3 protein-coding genes are annotated in these 3,032 nt (G+C 40.3%); 1 reads left to right on the plus strand and 2 read right to left on the minus strand.

Annotated elements, in window-relative coordinates:
- Positions 1–701: 701 nt before the first annotated feature.
- On the minus strand, positions 702–1,265 hold the full coding sequence (locus ABFX15_RS11995) for an NADPH-dependent FMN reductase (RefSeq protein WP_346025629.1): 564 nt from the start codon (positions 1,263–1,265) through the stop codon (positions 702–704).
- A gap of 163 nt (positions 1,266–1,428) precedes the next feature.
- Here ABFX15_RS11995 and ABFX15_RS12000 point away from each other — a divergent pair, with 163 nt between their 5' ends.
- Positions 1,429–1,998, plus strand: coding sequence for a TetR/AcrR family transcriptional regulator (locus ABFX15_RS12000; RefSeq protein WP_346025630.1), 570 nt, complete (start codon positions 1,429–1,431; stop codon positions 1,996–1,998).
- 87 nt (positions 1,999–2,085) lie between these two features.
- Here ABFX15_RS12000 and pgeF read toward each other — a convergent pair whose 3' ends face one another.
- Positions 2,086–2,811: a peptidoglycan editing factor PgeF gene (gene pgeF / locus ABFX15_RS12005; protein ID WP_346025631.1), complete on the minus strand. Its 726-nt coding sequence runs from the start codon at positions 2,809–2,811 to the stop codon at positions 2,086–2,088.
- Positions 2,812–3,032 lie beyond the last annotated feature (221 nt).

The raw sequence follows: 3,032 nt of genomic DNA on the forward strand, positions 1-3,032 counted from the left end.
TCTTCTTTCTTTTTGTCTACTTTAATTTCTTGCCCTACTATTTTACTTTCCGACAACTATTTTACACATAGTACTATACAGTAGGCTGTATTCTGGAGAGAGTAAGACAACTGGCCTGATTTTCCGGTAGACGTTATTCTGATCGATTCTGGTCAAGTCTCATTTTTTAAAGATGAATGGTTCATATATCTGTTTATGAACCAGTCGCACCTGTTTTCATTCCGTGAATACACCATATAGTTATTTATGACACATTCGACCACCTTTTTTCGAAATGAACAGTCCATATATCCATTTATGGCACATTCGAGTCTTCTATATGCCTCACTTTCGATCGGAAAAGAGGCTTCCGCCTCTTTGACCTCATCCATATAGTTGGCGAATGCCTCAAATCTCTGTTTTATGAGGCATTCATCTTAATTTTTAGTTGTGAATACCTCATATTTCTATCTTATGAGGCATTCGTTCTTTTATTCTGGATGCGAATACCCCATATCTCTACTTTATGAGGCATTCGGTTCTTAATCATTTCTAAAGGTCAAAAGATTTCTATTTGAAAAGAGGCATCCGCCTCTTTTTCTCCTATCTATTAATGGGTTTATAAATTATGGACCAGTAAGTCCAGTTTTTTCGACAACTTTATCAAAAAAGAGTCGCTGACCTGGTCAGCGACTCTTCCTTTATCTTCTTTAATGTATTTATTATCCTCTGATTGTTTTCAGTCCACGACTCCATGAAACAGTTGTATCGATCACAGATTTGATTGTCGGATTGTGTACTTCTGAAGGACGGAATGTAGTCATTTCTTCAAAATCAGTGAAGAGACTGAATCCACCTGCAGGTCCTACTGTAGCCACGTTGGCATTAGATAGAATCGTACGCAGACTGATAGTTGCCGCCACACCTAAGGTTGAGCCGTAACCGACGATTCCGGCTGCTTTATTTCCCCATTCGGAAGCAAGGTAGTCAATCGCGTTTTTAAGAGATGGGGTGATGGATTTATTATATTCAGGCGTGATGAAAATAAATCCGTCAAGTGAATCGATTTTTTCAGACCATTTCTGATTGCCTTCTTTGTCATACTGCTTGTTCGCCATTAATGGCGGCAGAGCCTCGTTGAACATTGGCAGGTCGTAATCTTTGATATCGACGATTTCAAATTCTGCATCCTCTGTCTCTTTCGCTTTTTCAAGTACATACTCAGCCACCTGATTATTGACACGTGTATCTCGTGTACTACCCGTTATAATTCCAATCTTTACCATAAAAAAACTCCTCCTTTTAAATGCTAACTTTTCGTAAGTCAGCTGCATTGCTTATTATATGACAGCTTGACTTGAAAATAAACCAACAGTATAGTAGATGTGTTGTTTAGATAACAGACCGCTTTGTCTGTTTAATATCTCAGGAGAAAGGTAGACGAATATAGTGCAAGTTAAAAAAGATCCCCGTGTGACACGTTCAAGAACACAGATTATCGATTCTTTTATCCTTCTTTCAGGAAAAAAGCCATTTGCCTCCATTACAGTTAAAGATATTACTAAAGAAGCACAGATCAATCGGGCCACCTTTTATAATCATTTCCTAGATAAATATGACTTACTTGAGCAGGTCGTCAGTGAAGCATTGAGGTCAAACCTTGGCTGCAATAGTCACCCTGACATCAAACAGCATCTGTCGACTGAGGATACTCTCAGAGAACTTTTTATTTCACTGATTCGTTTCGAAAAAACACTCGATTCGTATTCGGATGGATTTGAAGAGTCTGAGATGATCGATCTGGTGATTCATTCTCATCTGATCGATATTCTATCTTCACATCTGGCTCTTCATAAACCTGGGATAGATTCTTCGGTTCATCTCAAGCTGGCAAGAATGCTGACCCATACGTTACTGGGAATGACCAGAGATTACTGCGAGTCTTCACAGGCTGAATCGCCAGGAGACTATATCGATTCTGTTCTGCCTGCTTTAATCAATGGACTGGACTCATTATAAAACGCTGCCGATTCGGCAGCAGATAGTCAGGAAGCTAACATCCTGATTTTTCTGCTGCCAGCAATCGGCAGCGTTATTTTTTATCTTTCAGGTCATCATGGCAAAGAGTCCGTTCAGCTGATAGCTGGAGCCTTCCCCTCTAGCTGAATGCAGCCGTTCGTCTGTGAATGTCGAGGCCCGCTCAACTTCAATATTATCCTCTTTGATGCCGGCCTCTTTTAATATCGACAAGTTCGCATCCGTCATGCTCATCTTATATTTAGCCCCTGTCTTCCTGAAAAACTGATCACGCTCAGGAAATTCAGCAAATGCCTCATATACTTCCGGCCCCACTTCATAATTTTCCTGGTCGATCGAAGGGCCGACGTATGCAATCAACGTTTCAGGATTTGTACCATAGACACTGATCATTTTATCTATCGCTTTTGTGGTGATCCGTTGAGTCGTTCCCCGCCAGCCTGAATGGACATTGACCAGTATTTCATGCACAGGATCATACAGAATAACCGGTGTGCAGTCCGCATACTTGATAAGCAGGCCGACCCTTTTTTTGTCTGTCAGCAGACCGTCTGTTTCCTTGAATGTCCTGCCGAAGACAAATGAATCACCGTTTGATCCATCTGCATAAGTGACATTTGCACTATGGACCTGCTGTCCCGTATAGATTTCATCCGGTCTGTCGGAATCTATTTTATCTAAAAGCCTGTTCATATCGTCAACCACTTTGCTTCCTGCGGTCTGATACCTGAAATTATAATCAGATCCGGCTACTTTAGTTATGACACCATATTTTTCAAGTAATCGTGAATGCATTGCTTTAAGTCTCCCTATTTCTAATTTTTGTCTATTATAGCATAGATTGCCGTTCAGTCGGTTGGTGACTGTTCAGTGTATCTGGGTATTCCCTGCATCTCATTTCTTAAATATCTAAAACCACATGATCTGTCCATAGTCAAACAGACTTGGTATGTGTCAAGACTTTGGCGGAAACTTTTTTTCTAGAGATGGTAACTCTTCAATTTTAATATTAAAAT

The sequence above is a fragment of the Alkalibacterium indicireducens genome, from assembly GCF_039522005.1.
GTDB lineage: Bacteria > Bacillota > Bacilli > Lactobacillales > Carnobacteriaceae_A > Alkalibacterium > Alkalibacterium indicireducens.